The sequence below is a fragment of the Pseudomonas sp. 910_21 genome (genome assembly GCF_052850735.1).
In genome coordinates this window covers 227,434-241,562 of sequence record NZ_VXCY01000009.1, presented here as the reverse complement: position 1 = coordinate 241,562, position 14,129 = coordinate 227,434, and the positions used below count along the sequence as shown (strand labels likewise).

Annotated in this window: 12 protein-coding genes and 5 pseudogenes; 8 read left to right on the top strand and 9 right to left on the bottom strand. The window is 55.1% G+C overall.

The genetic code is table 11. The features are described 5' to 3' along the window. The first annotated feature begins 16 nt into the window (after nt 1-16). Nucleotides 17-1,049, top strand: a pseudogene (locus tag FW796_RS26290) (tyrosine-type recombinase/integrase). Nucleotides 1,050-1,271: 222 nt separating this feature from the next. Here FW796_RS26290 and FW796_RS26285 read toward each other — a convergent pair. Continuing rightward, a pseudogene (locus FW796_RS26285) lies at nt 1,272-1,469 on the bottom strand (DUF4113 domain-containing protein); the annotation flags it as partial. 411 nt (nt 1,470-1,880) lie between these two features. Between FW796_RS26285 and FW796_RS26280 the strand changes: the two are divergent. From FW796_RS26280 to FW796_RS26250, 7 genes and pseudogenes are all read left to right on the top strand, one after another. Then, a complete protein-coding gene (locus FW796_RS26280; RefSeq protein WP_346635462.1) occupies nt 1,881-2,417 on the top strand; it encodes an AidA/PixA family protein in 537 nt (178 codons plus the stop codon). A gap of 467 nt (nt 2,418-2,884) precedes the next feature. Continuing rightward, nucleotides 2,885-3,091, top strand: a pseudogene (locus FW796_RS26275) (hypothetical protein); the annotation flags it as partial. Nucleotides 3,092-4,326: 1,235 nt separating this feature from the next. Beyond that, nucleotides 4,327-4,563: a hypothetical protein gene (locus tag FW796_RS26270; protein ID WP_041752391.1), complete on the top strand. Its 237-nt coding sequence runs from the start codon at nt 4,327-4,329 to the stop codon at nt 4,561-4,563. A gap of 820 nt (nt 4,564-5,383) precedes the next feature. Then, complete coding sequence (locus FW796_RS26265) at nt 5,384-5,710, top strand: hypothetical protein (protein ID WP_015636211.1); 327 nt, start codon at nt 5,384-5,386, stop codon at nt 5,708-5,710. A 112-nt stretch (nt 5,711-5,822) separates the two neighbouring features. Then, nucleotides 5,823-7,697, top strand: a complete 1,875-nt coding sequence (locus FW796_RS26260; protein WP_446440335.1) for a D-arabinono-1,4-lactone oxidase — start codon at nt 5,823-5,825, stop codon at nt 7,695-7,697. Between the two features lie 67 nt (nt 7,698-7,764). After that, nucleotides 7,765-8,478: an SOS response-associated peptidase family protein gene (locus FW796_RS26255; RefSeq protein WP_446440334.1), complete on the top strand. Its 714-nt coding sequence runs from the start codon at nt 7,765-7,767 to the stop codon at nt 8,476-8,478. Between the two features lie 180 nt (nt 8,479-8,658). Further along, on the top strand, nt 8,659-9,348 hold the full coding sequence (locus FW796_RS26250; RefSeq protein ID WP_446440333.1) for an EndoU domain-containing protein: 690 nt from the start codon (nt 8,659-8,661) through the stop codon (nt 9,346-9,348). 88 nt (nt 9,349-9,436) lie between these two features. On the opposite strand, the pseudogene FW796_RS26245 reads toward FW796_RS26250, so the two are convergent. The 8 genes and pseudogenes from FW796_RS26245 to FW796_RS26210 all read right to left on the bottom strand — a co-directional run bounded on the left by FW796_RS26245 (nt 9,437) and on the right by FW796_RS26210 (nt 14,116). Next, nucleotides 9,437-9,951: pseudogene (locus FW796_RS26245) on the bottom strand (lysis system i-spanin subunit Rz). Then, nucleotides 9,948-10,357: pseudogene (locus tag FW796_RS26240) on the bottom strand (lysozyme). Before FW796_RS26240 ends, FW796_RS26245 begins: the two co-directional pseudogenes overlap by 4 nt. Nucleotides 10,358-10,435: 78 nt before the next feature. Next, nucleotides 10,436-10,954: a hypothetical protein gene (locus FW796_RS26235; protein WP_446440332.1), complete on the bottom strand. Its 519-nt coding sequence runs from the start codon at nt 10,952-10,954 to the stop codon at nt 10,436-10,438. Nucleotides 10,955-10,966: 12 nt separating this feature from the next. After that, entirely contained in the window at nt 10,967-11,155 is a 189-nt protein-coding gene (locus FW796_RS26230; RefSeq protein ID WP_446440331.1) for a hypothetical protein, read from the bottom strand. 12 nt (nt 11,156-11,167) lie between these two features. Next, entirely contained in the window at nt 11,168-11,914 is a 747-nt protein-coding gene (gene gpJ, locus FW796_RS26225; protein WP_446440330.1) for a TipJ family phage tail tip protein, read from the bottom strand. 57 nt (nt 11,915-11,971) lie between these two features. Then, complete coding sequence (locus FW796_RS26220) at nt 11,972-12,571, bottom strand: tail assembly protein (protein ID WP_446440329.1); 600 nt, start codon at nt 12,569-12,571, stop codon at nt 11,972-11,974. A 646-nt stretch (nt 12,572-13,217) separates the two neighbouring features. Next, nucleotides 13,218-13,628, bottom strand: a complete 411-nt coding sequence (locus tag FW796_RS26215) for a hypothetical protein (RefSeq protein WP_346635472.1) — start codon at nt 13,626-13,628, stop codon at nt 13,218-13,220. Between the two features lie 128 nt (nt 13,629-13,756). After that, nucleotides 13,757-14,116 (bottom strand): DUF2388 domain-containing protein, encoded by a 360-nt coding sequence (locus FW796_RS26210; protein WP_346635473.1) that lies wholly within the window; start codon nt 14,114-14,116, stop codon nt 13,757-13,759. Between the last annotated feature and the right edge of the window lie 13 nt (nt 14,117-14,129).

Here is a 14,129-nt window from a genome sequence, read left to right as displayed (position 1 = left end):
CGCGTAAGGCTCGATGATGGGCAGAAAACCGACACTTCCCGGGAGCATCCCTCGCCTGAGACTTCGCAAGCGCGGGGACAAGATCTACTACCTCTACGACACTGGAGGCAAGCCACGAAAGGAGATTTCCCTGGGGACTGATTACGGTCTGGCCATCATGGAGTATGCCAAGCTCGAGCAAACAAGAACCGCGTCAGCTCTGGCACAATCAGTGCTGACCGTTGCCTATGTGTCCGACCTCTACATGAGCGAGGTCGTCCCAACCAAGTCAGCCGCCACCCAGAAGGACAACAAGCGCGAGCTGAAAAACCTACTCGATTTCTTCAATGACCCACCGGCGTCGCTCGAGGATATTGAGCCGCAACATGTGCGGCAATACCTACGGGAACGAGGAAAGACCGCGCCTGTTCGGGCGAACAGGGAAAAGGCGCTGCTCAGCGCTATCTGGAACTTTACACCCGAGTGCGGATACACCGCGCTGGCCACCCCCTGTGCCGGGGTAAAGGGGCACAAGGAGACCGGTCGTGACGTATACGTCGAAGATGAAATGTTCGCGGCTGTCTACGCGAAGAGTGATCAGCCGCTCAAAGACGCCCTGGATCTCTTCTATCTAACCGCACAGCGAATCGCCGATACGCTGAAAATGGATGAGCGGGACATCAAGGATGGAAAACTTGCTGTTGCCCAGAGCAAGACCGGAGCCAGGCGCAGGATTGAGACCATTGGGGAACTAAGGGTCGTGATTGACCGCATTGCGGCCAGGAAAGCGGGCTACAGAGTGAGATCTACTCGGCTTGTAGTGATGGAGGATGGACAGCCAATGACCACCAGTATGCTGCGGGGAAGGTTTGATGCGGCGCGCCAGGTGGCAGGAGTTGAAAAAGCTGATTTTCAGATGCGAGATTTGCGAGCGAAGGCCGGCACCGACAAAGCGGAATCCAGTGGCGACATACTTGCAAGCAAGAGATCAGCTCGGGCACACCACGGTGGTGATGACAGAGAACTACATCCGCAAACGGATAGGCAAAAAGGTCACGCCTACAAAGTGAATTGCGGAGCAGTATTTGAAATTGCGGAGCAGTTCAGGATAAGGCTCACTCAAAAAAACCGTGCAAGCCCTTGAAATAGATGGTGCCCGAAGCCGGAGTCTAATTCAGCGCAAAAACATCAACGTTTACTGGCCAAACCTAAAGCGACGCTATTCAGATGTACTTCCTGCTGTACTTTTTTCTCAGCGCTGGCTTGCATTCAAGCCCTGATGAAAGCTGATGTTACCACCCTCCAGCGTCCTGCCGACCGAACATCTCCCACTCAAATGCATGTTTCCACATCAGATCTAGCCTAGTCGTGTAGCTCTGACTCATCATTTCGCGCCGCATCCCCCAGTCCGGATTGCTCGGCACGCTGGCCGAACGAAGCGTTCTCCTGCCCCATCGTTGATTGATCTCGTCCAGACCCCCCTTCAGCTTTGTCGAGGCGCGCGAATGTGAACAAATGGTGACGTAGCAAGGCAGGCCGTTCGAGGATATTGGAATATTCAGGGCTGTATGCTGAATTGATCGCCCCGTGGGTAAGTGCACCATTTGCGAGTTTATGTGTATTGATAGCAATATCAGAGCTGACAAAGTCCAAAACTCCGCACCGTACCTTTAAGCCAAAACTGAATATTGAAATAACAAAATACAACCCTTTGCAATAAAAAAAACACCTATTCAACCCATGCTGGGCTACCGCTCATCTCTTGTCTACAAATATTTAAGATAATTATTTGACTCCCCAAACCTTGGACCTATAGTCAACTCGAAAACTGCTTAACAAAAGCCAATCCGCCGAGCATTTAATTCATTGCACCCCTCTAACCCAGACAAAGGAAAGTCATAATGGGAATTATTGTTGATGTACTAACCGTGATAGATGTAGACACCATTATTCAATACTACAACGAAAAGGGACACCCGGACATCAGCACTAACCGCAACCAACCAACTGCGCTGAGCTATGATTTAGCCCAAAAAACAATCCACATGACTGCCAAGTTTAGCAATGGACTTCGACATCAAGGAACAGGCGACCTATATCTCCCAGTAGGAGTTGGCGATGTCATTCGATGGCGCGCAACAGACATCTCAAGGAACCTCGGCACTGCGGTGATATTAGATAAATTCAATATCCTTAGTTCCACCCCCCCTGGAATTATTACCCAGCCTAGACTAACGCCAATCACTGACAACGTATCATCGCTTAATCCCAATAATCCAAACGGACCACCAATCCCACAGATGATCACTATAAATTCATGGGAGGCTACTGCAGAAGCAAGAGGTACCGTATTATACACATGGTCCTTTATTATCGTCGACAGATTTAACAAAGTCGTTGGATGCTGCATATGGGATCCAACACTCAACATCGAATAAACTGGACGACTATTAGGCAGCAAGACTCTCGCCCAACACAAATTGGGCGAGAGCCCTAGTACTGTTCACCTATTACGAAAGTCTATTTAGTACATACGCCACACTCGCAGCACTAAGTCGCCCCCCCCTAAGCGCTGACATTTAAAGAATTCAATACTTGTAAAAACCCCAATTTTCAGAAACATCCATTGCATACGCTTGACACGCAGCCAGCGCGATCATTCCTCGGTCTCCGTCGTCGGTGATACCGATAACGGGATTTTCCGCCACAAATTCCAGTTAACTGGATTCGGTCCAGAACACCCGACTCAGAGCGCTCGTACCCGGCATGCTAATTTTTACGCCCATAAATGTAGGCGAAAGCGTCATTCTTCTTAAAGCGGATTTTCAGCTGAATTTTATTCTTTTTGAATTTCCCGAACATACGCTTGGCAGGCCCGCAGCGCGATCAGTCCCCGGTCGCCGGAATCGGTGACGATGTGACTGAAGGGTTCAAGGCCACGCTAATCCAGGCCGCCGCCGGCAAGATCAACATCGCGGTGTCGAGCAGCCACATGATCTACAGCAACGCAGGGGGCCGCACGCGCACGCTCAACCCCCTAGATGAATTGGAAGTCAGCACCTTCCCATTCGGCCCGGTGTACCTGGCCTTCTGTGTCAGACCTACTGCATAACGATCTGTCGCGCGCCGGCTGAGCCTTCACTCAACGCCAGCGTCGTACTCACATCCGAGCCACCGACAAACCTGGTCGACGATACCGGCCAGCGGCATCGAAGAGCTAGGCCATGGCCAAGACCAACGCGGAATTGCAACAGCAGAAACGCGCCAAGGAGAGGGCGTTGCTCGAGCGGATCGGCGCTGAGCAGCCTACAGCAACTACTGAGCAGCCGAGGTAGTAGAGGTAGTGGATGAATTCGATTAACGCTCCACGGTTGCCACTAGCAACACTGCCAAGATCAACCATAGGCGCCAAGCAAGCGTTGTGGGCGACAACACTTCCCCAGGACCGGAATCTGCTGAGCGCTCCGGCTTCGAGATAACTACGTCTATTGACAGGTACCGAAGTAGTTCTTGTTGCCCTGCTTCTTATATGAGAAAGCGTGGCATGACTTAGAGGGCCTCGCGCTGGTGGGTTTATCATAAATATAAACAGTCACATGCACATCCTCCGAAAAAGGAACTGAACCCCCTTTATGCCATAGGTCTTTCTTGAGGTAGAGATTTTTACCTTTCGGATCCTTAGTCTTGTAAGCACTGGAAATTTCTGTCTTTACTGAATTCTCCAGGGTCGCCTTAATAGTGGTTTTATTACTATCTGGAGACTTTATATTACGTTGATCTTCTGTGAGTGGAGTCGGCTCCCAAGTATTACAAGGATCGGATGTACAAAGGTATACATCCGCTAGAGCATAACTAGAAAGAACAGATAGACTCAGCGCCGAGGCAAGTGAAATCAAACAGGCTGGTAGTTTTTTCATTGGTATCCCTCCCAATGGGAATTTGCTAGATATAACTGTGAAACGTGGCCGATTCCTACCCTGCACTGAATGCCTCCTGGCACGCTGAAGTAAGAACTGAGATAGACCTTAGACCGGTCAGGGAAATTAGCAAGGTTGCAATCGCAACGTCCACTGTAGTGGCCTAATAAAACCGGACACCTGCAACCTGAACCTATTTCACTGCCCGCCAGCATTTCCAGGGGCAACTAACTCTCTTCAGTTATCCCTTCTTACCAGAAGGAATTGAGAGAGCACGCTGAGCGAGCGCTGAAGGCAGGTGTCCCACCGGCTTCTGCCGTATCCCCCCTGAAGCTCGGCATCGATATTGGCAATATCAAGACCAATGCCACTACCACCTTGCCCGGCATCAGCAGTAACGTGTTGCCCCTCTCAAAGACAAGGAGCAGTGATGTCAATCAGAAGCCTCAGGAAAAACCTTCCCGCTGACCCAGACAACAACGGCTGGGTACTCGGCTGGGCAGTGATGAGGGACGTTCCCGGATCATGGCAATTCATCGATATCTACGCAGATAAACCTACCGCCGAAGCGCAGGCTAGACGTCTTGGTGGGTGGTACGTCGTCGAATACGGTGCCCACCAGCCTGGTACTGAAAAATTCATTGGCGGCTCTGCACCTCCGCAATAACGGGCCGATTCTCCTCGGCCAATCCCCTGCGGCACGAACCAGGCCCCGGTTCAGCAGTGAGCCCGGCTTTACCCTTTTGTGCCGCCAATCAGCACCCCGGATCTCGCGCCCGCATCCACCCTGGATGCCGTGCTTGCGGTCCCTATCCTGCAGGTGGTGCATCTGCATCAACCGTGCAACGGCGCACTGACGCGCTGCAAGCCTGTCGCGCCCGCTGCTTCAGGTGCAGGTTCGCGCTCTGCCCCGCCAGCCATCCTTCTGCTCGGGGATAGTGCATGCCGAATTGATCACCGCCAGGTAGTTACGCCCCGCAAGACGTCTAGCAGTAGAGAGGCCCACCCTCTATAACCATCAACAGCTTGATTGCTAAAAACATCCTGTTTTTATCGTATTCCCGAATGCCCCGTTTAATAGGGACAACTATTAAACCCAACTCAAAACTACACCCACATTAAAAATATGCTTGCTACAGTTTAAGTAGCCAAAGCGCAGCAACCGCCATTCAACCTTTACATAAAATTGAATCACCCTATCGGCAACAACGCTCGTTCCTGCTGTGATATTTGGCCCGCAACAGCTGTTGCAATTGTTTCAACAAACCTCACCCCAACCCACGAAAACAGACCCAGCATCAAGCAGCATCGATTGGCATGCCACACAACCCACATGCCATTCAACGGCACTAAGGAAAGCAGACAAGAATAATTGCTTTATACATCCCTAGTTCAACACTTGTCGAACAAGAAACAAGGCATCCACCCGCCAATGGTGGATATCGAATTATCTTGATTGAAAATTTTTACCCTAACAGGAGATTACTATGAGACCGGTCCAGAAAATCACCGTTAACAACAAAGGCGGCTACGTATTCAACTTCTCGGTCCAATGGCTGGGCAGCGACGGCAGGTGGGTGACTTCCGAATGGAATAGCGGCAACTATCCCGTGGCGACCTCGCGGACAACTCCCGATCTGAACACCATTGGGGTTCCGGCCAATGCGCTGGCGGTCACGGTCTATGGACACGCAGTAGCCGGGACTTCCGGTCAGGGAACGCCGTTTGTCGCGTTCGCGGCTAACGGTCAGATCGCCACCTATGACGCTGTCGGTACCACGTTCATTGGCTTTGCAATCAACTTGATCGAGTAGACCGCAACCCTTGTCCCGATGATGCCTGGCGCCAATGCTCCATGGAGGGTTGGCGCCAGCGCATTTCATCGACCGCATGTTTCATGCCGCCACCACCCAACTGGACATCACCATGAGAAAAGTCGAGCGCATTGGCTGCCTTAACAATGGCATCTTCATCATGAACTTTTCGATTCAGTGGTTTGATTCGAAGGGAAGCTGGCATACCTCAGCCTGGAACAGCGGCAACTTCAACAACGGCCTGTACAAGGTAAGCCCGGCACTTTCGTCGCTCGGAGTTCCAGCCGATGCGATCGGGGTGGCCCCTTATGTTTGTGCAGTGCTTGGAACAAGTAGTCGAGGGACGCCCCTGGTGCAGTCGGCAGATAACGGCAGGCTGGCAGCTTACGAAGTGACAGGAACGACCCTGGACTTCAAGGTCCAGCCTCTGCCGTGGAGGAACTGGGCTCAGAACATCGTTCATACAATGTCGATCGATGGGGAATATTACTTCTCGCCGACGAACCTGGTTGAACTCCAGGCCATCGTCAGTCAAGCCGTACTGGCTGGCGCGACTGTCCGCGTTTCCGGCCAGCGGCACGCGCAGCCGGCCCTGGTGGCCGAAGACAATCGCCTCGCGCCGAACCCGGCGCGCTGGCTGATCGACCTCTCCTGCTACAAGGACCTGGGGCCCGAGGGCAATCAGTCCATCGTGCTGCACCCCTCCGAAACCAAGGTCACGGTGAACACGGGTGTACGCGAGGATGCACTGGATGCGTTTCTGACGGGCCACGACATGATGCTCAAGACCGTGACCGCCGGCGGTTTTTTCAGCCTTGGTGGGATGACCGCGGTGGACGTGCACGGTGCCACCATCAACGCGCCGATCTTCGCGGAAACGGTCTCGGCGTTCAGCATCATGGGCCCGGATGGCCAGGTAAGGACCCTCGACACACAGACCCCAGCGGTGGATGGCTGGTCGCCCCTGCAGTTCGCCCGCGTCTCTCTGGGGGCCCTGGGAATCGTCACCTCGGTCACCGTGGAGGTGATGCCACGCCCCTGGGCCACGACCTTGAAATCGGGCAAGGAGGGCAACATCACCTGTAACGATCAGCAGGCGTTCATTGCCCAATTCAAGACCCTGCTCGCGAGCCATGACCGCGTTGAGTCCTTCGTCAATCCGTACACCCACCACTTCCTCATCCTGTGGTGGGACCTGGTTTCGTCCCCAGCGACGAAGATTCCGAACCTGAAGGCAAGCGTTCCCGATGCCTGCGCCCTGGCGCAAGAAAACATCTTCGGCGCGCCCTATTTGATACCGATGGAGCCAATCCTCGAACCGCCCCTGATTGCGGCGCAGTATCTTGGAAACAAAACGGCGGCCAACGCGATCATCGATGCGGGCTACCTCACCATCGAAACGCTCTTCGATCAGGCTGCGGCTGTCTACTCCGACTTGTGGCTGACCCGGGCGTCGCGGGTGATCTTCATGTCTTATTTCATCGAACTCCCGGCACTCGATGACTCAGGGCTGGGCAAGGCCTGGCAGGGTCTTGACGCGGTCATGGAGCGCCTCAAGCGTTCCAGCGACTTCCTGCTGGTTGCCCCCATGGAGTTCCGCTTCGTCCGTGGCGGCGACAGCGTACTGGCCGGAACCTACACCGAAACCCCCAACGCGACCTTCGTCAATCTGGACCTGATCGGTTACGTACCGGCCGTCGCGGGGGCTGAATACCCCCAGCTCCTGCTGCACTTCTTCGCCGACATCGAGCGCGCCTGGGTGGCCCTGGGAGGAATGCCGCACACCGGCAAGATGTTCGGTTTCTACGACCCGAGTCGCCCCGTTGGAACATTTTCGCCACCGTTCAACCCGGCGTTCCTCAAGGATCTGGCGACGCGGCGCGGTGCCAGAATCAAGGCCTTCGATTCCTACCGCAGAAGCTGCGATCCACAGGGTGTGTTCCACAACCGTTTCGTAGCGGCGCTGTTGGGAGACACGCCCCAGTAGAGCTGCCCCGCCAAGGAAAGCGTCCGGTGCCTGATCTACAGTTGAAGCAGGCATTGAGGACATGACCATGTGCGGGCGCCTTTCCCAGTACCGTGGCATTCATGATTTCGTGGCGGCCTTGAGCATGCCCGGGGCCCTGGTCGACAACCTGGGCGAGCAGCCTCTGGGACACTACAACGGCGCACCGAGCATGCAACTGGCCCTGTTCCATGTCGCCGCTGGCAGGCTTTACGCCGACCCGGTGCGCTGGGGCTGGAAGCCGCACTGGGCCAAGGATCGAGCCCCACCGATCAATGCCAGGGCCGAGAACGTGGCCCACGGCCCGTTCTTCCGGCAAATCTGGCCACACCGGGCCCTATGCCCAATAGACAACTGGTTTGAATGGGTGGACGAAGGCGGCCCGAAGAAGCAGCCTTACCTGATCCGGCACCGGGACGGCTCGCCGATTCTCTGCGCTTCGATCGGACAACTTCCGAATCCAGACGAAGGCCACGGGGAGCACGAAGGCTTTGTGATCATCACCGCCGACAGCGCCGGCGGCATGGTCGATATTCACGACCGCCGACCTGTGGTCCTTGCGCCTGAGCTGGCCCGGGAGTGGCTCGACCCGGCCACGCCGAAGGAGCGCGCCGAACAGATGGCCCTGCACCAGGGCGAGGTCGCCAAGGCCTTCGAGTGGTTCAGGGTCAGCACTGCAGTAGGAAATGTACGCAACCATGGGCCGGAGCTGATAGTGCCGCTGGCCAAGGCCGTCGGCGACAACATGATGAACTGCGGATAATCACTAGCGAGCAACGACAGCCGCCACCAACCAGAAACTCCGTTCGTCAGTTCTACATGAAATACCAAACTCTCACGTTTGAAAGTAGAGTGCTAGGATCTACAGTGAAATCGCAACATCGCCTTTTAGCACCCTGCATAGCCTCCGAACACAGAAAAAATTAAACACTCGTTATCAAGGATGATAAAGATGAGCGCAACCCAAAAATTACTTCTAATTTCCATATCGACACTGGCACTCATCTCATGCAGTAATTTCACATCACCACCTACCACGAAGCTAGCAGCAACCACATGCCTTCCCAAACAAGTAGTGTTGCCATCTACAAAGACGCCAATAGATCAGGGACATATTTTTTGCGGAGAAGTGAAGTCCGGTATCGCAAAAGGCTTTCATTCAGCGGCAAATGCCACATTCGTCAGTACAATTCTTGCCGAAACAACGATAACAATGACAAAAATCACAACAACTACAACTACAAAAACAAGTCCACCGCCTACTTCATTACCCCCAACACCCTTACCACCGCCCTTAATATTCAATCTCAACAACACTCAAATATACAAACTGTTCAACTTCATTATTCATGATGGATCAAACTCTGCAGTCAAATCAAGTTCGACAATGTTTCCAAACAGCTGCACAGCAAGCCAAGTACTAATGAGTATTGATTATGCCTATAATCATAAGTACGATCAAAAAAACCCTATACCAACCTCGTATAACTGCGACGCCGACGCAAATAGTAGGTGCGGCCCCTCCTCACCCATTCCCGTAGACAAAAAATACTGTCTGGTCTTTAACAAACCGATTCCGCTACAAACTTTTTTCGACGGCAAAACCATCACAACTGCGTATCCAATTTTCTAAAAGGCACGCCCCAACAAAGGTTACAACCTGGCACGCCATTTATAGGAGAGTGATGGAGCATGAATTGAGGTCATGCTTAAAATGTAGGTCAGTGCGTAACCTCTCTGACATACGCTTGACACGCGGCCAAGGCGATCAGTCCTTGATCGCCGTCACCGGTGATGGCGACAATTCGTTGAGCAGCCGCTGGGTCAAGTTCGGCTCGCGTTTCTCCATGAACCACGCCGCAGGTGCCGGCGGTGGCTGACACCCCACTGCCACCACCCGTGGCGGCGGTGTTGAGTAGGACGGACAACCGCAGGTCAGCAGTAGCAAGCCGATCACGCAGGCGAGCTTGGATCGATTGAGCATCGCGTAATTCCTTGTAGTGGTTTTTGTCATTCGCCTGCAGGCGGTCCTCCAGCGCCCGGCGCGTGTCCTGCTGGGTTTCCTGCCAGTTGATCACCGCCGTGGCAGCCTGCTCGCGATCCGTGCTGTACGCCTGAGCCTTCTCGGCCAGAGCCTTACCGTAGCGTTGGCCTGCCACGCCCATGCGCTCCAACCGCCCAGGGCGACCCCCAGAACCAGGGCCAGGGCTGGCAACAACCAGCTCAAGGCCTTCATGCAGCCTCCAGGAACAACGCTCGCTCGGCCTCCCGGCGGCGCGTCAGGCCGGGAAGCACCTTTCCTCCTGCCTTATTCCAGCGCGGGAACTGCTCGGCCGCGGCAGCATAGTCGCCAGCATTGAGCAGACGACGCAGCGTCGACGACTCCAGGTTCGCCGCTCCCAGGTTGTAGGTGAAGCTCATCAGGGCGTCCCACTGGTTCTGGTTCAGAGGCACCGTAATCAGGCGCTGCACCTCGGGCTCGAAGCGCTGCGCATCGTTCAGCAGCATGCGCTCGGCCGCTCTTTGCTGATCGACATGCAGGCCTTCACACCGCGCGTTGTTCCATAGCCAATGGTCCAGACGCCAACACTGTCTTGGTAGGCCTGCAGGCGCAGGCCTTCGAACGACTTGATCAAGTTCATGCCGCGTTGTGATGTACGCATTACTTTTCTCCAGGCAATAAAAAACCCGCTCAAGGCGGGCGTGTTTACACGTCGCAGTTACAACTGCGGATTGAAGGGGTATGGGTATTCAGCAGTGTCTATGTACGAGCAAGAAGGCATGCGATCTGAAAGCAGCGACATGAACCCCTGGGGGGTCGTGCTGTGAACGCCGTCGTACGTAGTTTCCGGCGAGTTCCACATGCAGTGCACAATTGACCCCTGCTGCCCGTAGCAGCCCTCATGAACAGCGCCTCTGAAGACGGTACTGCTGCCGAGCTGGCTCACAAAGCCGCAGCCGCGGTCCCATGGAATATGCGCGGCATATGCCTTGCTTGGATTGAGGTTAACCGTGTAATGCGCCCACAACACGCCGCCAAGTGTCGAGCCCGTCGGCTGCGGTATGTAAACCGGGTCCTCGGGTATGTCGGCAATAGCCATGACCGAACCGGCAGCCCAGTAGGACATGCCGCGGAACGTGGTGGCCAAGTCCTGCAGCACGTCCAGGGCGTTGGAGCGGGTCTGCAGGAACAGATTGCAGGTGAACCGCGGTTCTTGGCCGCCCTTCCCGTCCGGCACCAGCTGATCGCATTACTGGCCGATGCGGTACAGCTCCCATCGGTCCACCTGGCCCTCGTTCAGCAGGTGGCCCAGGCCATAGCGGAAGTGCAGCAGCAGATCGTAGAAGATCCAGGCTGGGTTATCGGTCCAGGCGGACTTGAACGAGCCATCCCAGACGCCGGAGTACAGCCGGCTTTCAGGATCATAGTTGCTCGGCACGCGTATGATGCGTCAGCGCAGGTCGAAAGACCCGGTGGGGATTGCCTGGAACTGCGAGGCGTCGAACTGCAGGCCGACGACAGCGGAACCCGGATAGCGCAGCTTGGCGTCGATGACCTCGGTGATGGCTTCGATGTTGGTGGTGTCGGCGATCACGCTGCTGGTGCCGTTCGGCGTTAGGCGAGTGACGCGAATCTGCCAGTTGCTGCTCGCCAGCGGCAGGTCCACCCGGTGGGAGCGCTCGTACTTGGTCGAGGTCTTGCCGCTGAACGCCGAGGCCAGCACCTGCACATAGGGCCCGCCGTCGGTGGAAACCTCGATCTTGTACTGCACGGTGTAGCCGTTGGTGTCGCCGTTGCTGGTGTTGGTCTGGGCCAAGCACGGGGTGGACAAGCGCACGCGCACAGCCGACAGCTGCAGGTTCTGCACAGCGCGAACCCAGGGCTGGCCATACTTCAGCTCGACTCCCGCGGCGATCTCGCTTTCGACCGCTGGAAAGCCCGGGATATGCAACTGATCCTGGCTGCCGGTGCGGGCATCCAGAGTGACACCACTGAAGTTCCTGGTGCCGTCGGCATTGGCCAGCGGAGTCTCGTCCAGGTAGACCGAGCGCTCACCCGCGACCAGGCCCTGGATCTCTCCCTCACTCACCAGGTCGAGAATCCGCGCATAGGCGGTGCTTTGCAGGCTATCGGGAGCCTCAACGGACGGCCGCGGCTTCGACTCGCCCCCTTTGCTGCCGGTAATGTGCTGGTTCATGACTTTCCTTCAGGCAAAAAAATACCCGCGCTCGGCGGGCCTGGTGGCGGGTTCGATTTACATCTGGTCTTCGGAATAGATCCCGGCGCTTATCACCGCACTGCCGACGATCATCCGGCCATAAAGCAGCGGGACAGGATTGCCCTGGACGCTGGTGTTCACGGCGCCGTTGAAGCTGTAACTGGGGCGGTTGTTAGGGCTGTCCTGAGACCCTAACCCCTTCGCCTGGGGGCTCAACATCATGACCACGCCACCCAGAGCCATGGATGCCCCTGTTGCGCCTGCAAACGAAACGGCGGCCGCAGACCATCCCAGCGGGTTCCACCAGGCAAGGGCGAGAATCACCACGCCAACAACTGTCTGCAGCATCCCCGCTCGCTTTGATCCAGCAATCACGGGAACGAAACGGATAACGTTCTTTCCCGTCGGCTTCCCAAGATCATCCCCGCCGATATTTTCCTTGCCGTTGAAGATTGCATACCGCAGCCCTTTGCCTTCGCTTTCGACCATGCAGCGCTCGAAACCAGGAAATTGTTTGAAGTAGCCAATCACATCACGGAGGCCGCCACTGGTAATCATTCGGTGTCGACGACCGAATTGACGAGCCAGGGACCCGGACAGCAGGACGGTTTGCATTTTCTCAACAGGGTTTGACATGTTTTCTCCTCATATAAAAAAGCCGCCCTAGGGCGGCCGGTGTCAGACATGAGCTACTTGTTGGTGCAATCACTCACCACTTTTGTGACTTGGGCAGATGGTGACTGCCAGGTTCTGAAGAAGTGATATCGAACAGCTGATCCGCCCCCGACGGGCACAACATCAGCAACATGCCATGGCGACTCGCTATTGGGCGCGATGACAGAGAAGCGCTCCCCAGACTGCTGGAGGATGCCGCCAACACTCCCGCCCACGATGGAAGTGGCCTGCCATCCATCCCGAATGCACTCGGCAACGGCCCTGGCCGGTTTTTGACTGGAAAGATTCAGTACCGCGGGTGTTGCCCTTATTTCGGCAACGCTTGAGCAGCCCGCCAACAGCGCCACCGCAACCGCCCCTACCAGAATTCGCATTTCGGTCCCTCTATATGGTTTGAGGGGAATCTACCACCGACATGGAGCATGTCAGTCTAATCGTGTATGAAAAAGGAAACGTTTATGCCTGGGGGAAACCATCAAAATGGCCAAACTGGTTAAAGCCATCTTGCTCGTAGAAAGCAGGGGGCTGGAAATCAAAGGTATCGGGCCCACCCCAGGGCAGCCCCTTTCATGAGTAACCTCTTCCACCATTCGAATTAAGCGAGAACCTAGCCGTAAGGCGACTTTTGGCTGCGTTGATCGATACTTACAGCAATACCTGCAAGCACAATGGCCAAGGCGTAAGCCACCAGCCCTAAATTGAGCCCAAGGATCATTTTCTCTGATCCGTCGGTGAGGACCATTGATCCACCGTAACCATCCCGAAGCCAATAGGCCAACAAGAACCCGCCCGTTACGAACGTCGTGAGAAGACTCGCGAGCTTAAGCTGATTCGCCCCCCAAACAAGCCAGACACTGAATGCCCCAATCGCAGTATTGGTAAATAACTGCCAAGTCTCATGCAGCCTGGCATGTGGCTCCCATGCGGGGTTGAATACATGAGTGTCGTTAATCTCTAAAATCGGTACGACCACGGCATAGAAAACAATGCCAACCGTTACCAATAGCTTTGCTAACATCAGCCACCTCCTTGTCCGTGGTTTGCTCCAAACCATCGACCCGCACTGTAACGTGACGCCAGAAAGTGTTCCAGAAGCAAAAGTCAGGCGCGGGGCTGGGCTCGTTACCAGTGATCGAAACGCTTTAGTTAACGATATTCGTAGACCAAAACCGCTTGAGCCAGTGTTATGTCGCTAACAGCACCCATTTTGTTCTGAGTACGTAGCACCTCAAATGCAGCCTCTAAGCTCGCGCCTCGAATATCTCCATCACTTGCGACGAAAGCCGCAGCATCGTCGAGAGCGGCCAGTATTTTTGGGTCACCGCTCTGAGAGCTATTCCGGCTACTTTCTTGACTGTCTTCGGTAAGGGTGAACGGGAAAAAAGTCACAGCAAGAGTCGATGAAACAATCGCCCCATAGATTGAAACCTTGACGCCGCCGTCACCGGCCACCACAGGAAAACTGCACGATAAACTCAGCAGAAGCACAGCAATCAACTTGCGCAAAAAATCCACTCCA

What these genes read in the sequence shown, in the direction of transcription:
- FW796_RS26215 (WP_346635472.1), bottom strand. Translation starts at nt 13,628, where the DNA reads ATGTTAGCAAAGCTATTGGTAACGGTTGGCATTGTTTTCTATGCCGTG.
- FW796_RS26280 (WP_346635462.1), top strand. Translation starts at nt 1,881, where the DNA reads ATGGGAATTATTGTTGATGTACTAACCGTGATAGATGTAGACACCATT.
- FW796_RS26270 (WP_041752391.1), top strand. Translation starts at nt 4,327, where the DNA reads ATGTCAATCAGAAGCCTCAGGAAAAACCTTCCCGCTGACCCAGACAAC.
- FW796_RS26265 (WP_015636211.1), top strand. Translation starts at nt 5,384, where the DNA reads ATGAGACCGGTCCAGAAAATCACCGTTAACAACAAAGGCGGCTACGTA.
- FW796_RS26220 (WP_446440329.1), bottom strand. Translation starts at nt 12,571, where the DNA reads ATGTCAAACCCTGTTGAGAAAATGCAAACCGTCCTGCTGTCCGGGTCC.
- FW796_RS26250 (WP_446440333.1), top strand. Translation starts at nt 8,659, where the DNA reads ATGATAAAGATGAGCGCAACCCAAAAATTACTTCTAATTTCCATATCG.
- FW796_RS26255 (WP_446440334.1), top strand. Translation starts at nt 7,765, where the DNA reads ATGTGCGGGCGCCTTTCCCAGTACCGTGGCATTCATGATTTCGTGGCG.
- FW796_RS26260 (WP_446440335.1), top strand. Translation starts at nt 5,823, where the DNA reads ATGAGAAAAGTCGAGCGCATTGGCTGCCTTAACAATGGCATCTTCATC.
- gpJ (WP_446440330.1), bottom strand. Translation starts at nt 11,914, where the DNA reads ATGAACCAGCACATTACCGGCAGCAAAGGGGGCGAGTCGAAGCCGCGG.